Here is a 1,529-nt window from a genome sequence, read left to right as displayed (position 1 = left end):
GCAGCCCGTCGGCGACATCGGCGACCCGCCGGGCGGCGCTCTGCGTACGCCGCCGCAGATCGTCGTCCCGCTCATGGACGACGGCGAACGCCGACAGCACCGCGACCACCAGCACGACGGACAGGGACACGGCCAGGACGCGGTGTCTGCGGCTGATCCGGGCGGCGGTCCGGCGCTCGGCGGCACGGGCGTCGAGAGCGGCGGTGAGGAAGGCCCGCTCGGGGGTGGTCAGGGCGAGGCCGGGGCCGACCGCCCGATCCCCCACGTCCTCGGCGAACAGCTCCTCCGCCCGCGCCAGCCGTGTCCCCCTGTACAGCGCGCCGGGATCCCGCTCGTGCTCCAGCCAGGTGCGGGCCGCGTCCGTCAGCATGCGGTGGTGGCGGAGCCGTTCCCGGTCCCGCTCGATCCAGTCGTGGAGGCGGGGCCAGCAGGTGAGGAGGGCCTCGTGGGCGAGTTGGACGCCTTCCTCGTCGGCGGTCAGGAGGCGGGCCCTGGTCAGGCGTTCGAGCACCACCGGCACCTCCGGGTCGCCCCACTCCGCCAACTCGGCCCGGGTCAGCGGGCGGCGGGTGTCCGGGGTGCCCTGGCCCGGTACGACCATGCGCAGGAGCAGCTGGCGGGCGGTGCGGGCCTCCTCGGGGGACAAGCCCCCGTACACCTCCTCCGCCGTGGCCGCGATCGCGCCGCGTACTCCGCCGGCGGCCTCGTAACCGGCGAGGGTGAGCAGCCGGCCCCTGCGGCGGCGCCAGGTCTCCAGCAGGACGTGGGAGAGCATCGGCAGGCCGCCGGGTTCGTCCAGGACCTCCTCCACCAGGCGGGCGGTCAGGGCCCGTTCGACCAGACAGCCGACCGCCTGCGCCGGACCCACCACCGCCTCCCGCAGCTCCTCCGCCGTCATCGGACCGAGCAGCAGCGCGGCCCCACGCAGCGCGTCCGCCAGGCCGCGGTGTTCGGCGCAGCGGGCGTAGAAGTCGGCGCGGACGGAGACCAGCACCCGCAGCCGGGTGCCCGGGGCGCGGGCCGCCAGGAGCAGGTCGATGAAACGGGACCGTTCCCGCGCGTCCCGGCAGAGCGTGAAGGCCTCCTCGAACTGGTCCACCACCACCCAGCTCTCCGGCTCCCCGGGGGCGGGGGGGAACAGCTGCCCGTACGTGGTGGCGGGTGTCGGCCCGGGGGTCAGGATGCGCAGCGTCGCCGGGCAGCCGCGCGCCACGATCTCCTCCCGCAGCCGCGCGATCAGCCCGGCCCGCAGCAGCGACGACTTGCCGCTGCCCGAGGCACCGAACAGCACCGCGAACCGGTGGTCGCAGACCAGCTCCTTGACCTCGGAGACCACCCGGTCCCGGCCGAAGAAGAGGTGCCGGTCGGCCGGCTCGAACCGGGCGAGCCCGCGATACGGCGCCGGGCCGCCGCCCTCGGTCCCCGCCGCGCGGACCCGGCTCGCCTCGGCCTCGATCTCGGCCTCCGCGTCCTTCCAGCGCGGTCCCCACTCGGCCGGGTCGCCGCCGCAGGCCCGTACGTATCCCTCC

At 76.1% G+C, this 1,529-nt stretch carries 1 protein-coding gene; it reads right to left on the bottom strand.

Going from position 1 to position 1,529, the window contains the following annotated elements:
• On the bottom strand, positions 1 to 1,529 hold a 1,529-nt coding region (locus tag R6V09_RS52805), incomplete at both ends, for an nSTAND1 domain-containing NTPase (protein WP_442810309.1).

It is taken from the genome of Streptomyces sp. W16, from assembly GCF_033194735.1.
Classification (GTDB): Bacteria; Actinomycetota; Actinomycetes; order Streptomycetales; family Streptomycetaceae; genus Streptomyces.
Note: the sequence above shows the minus strand (reverse complement) of the source record. Positions and strands in the feature narration are given on the sequence as shown.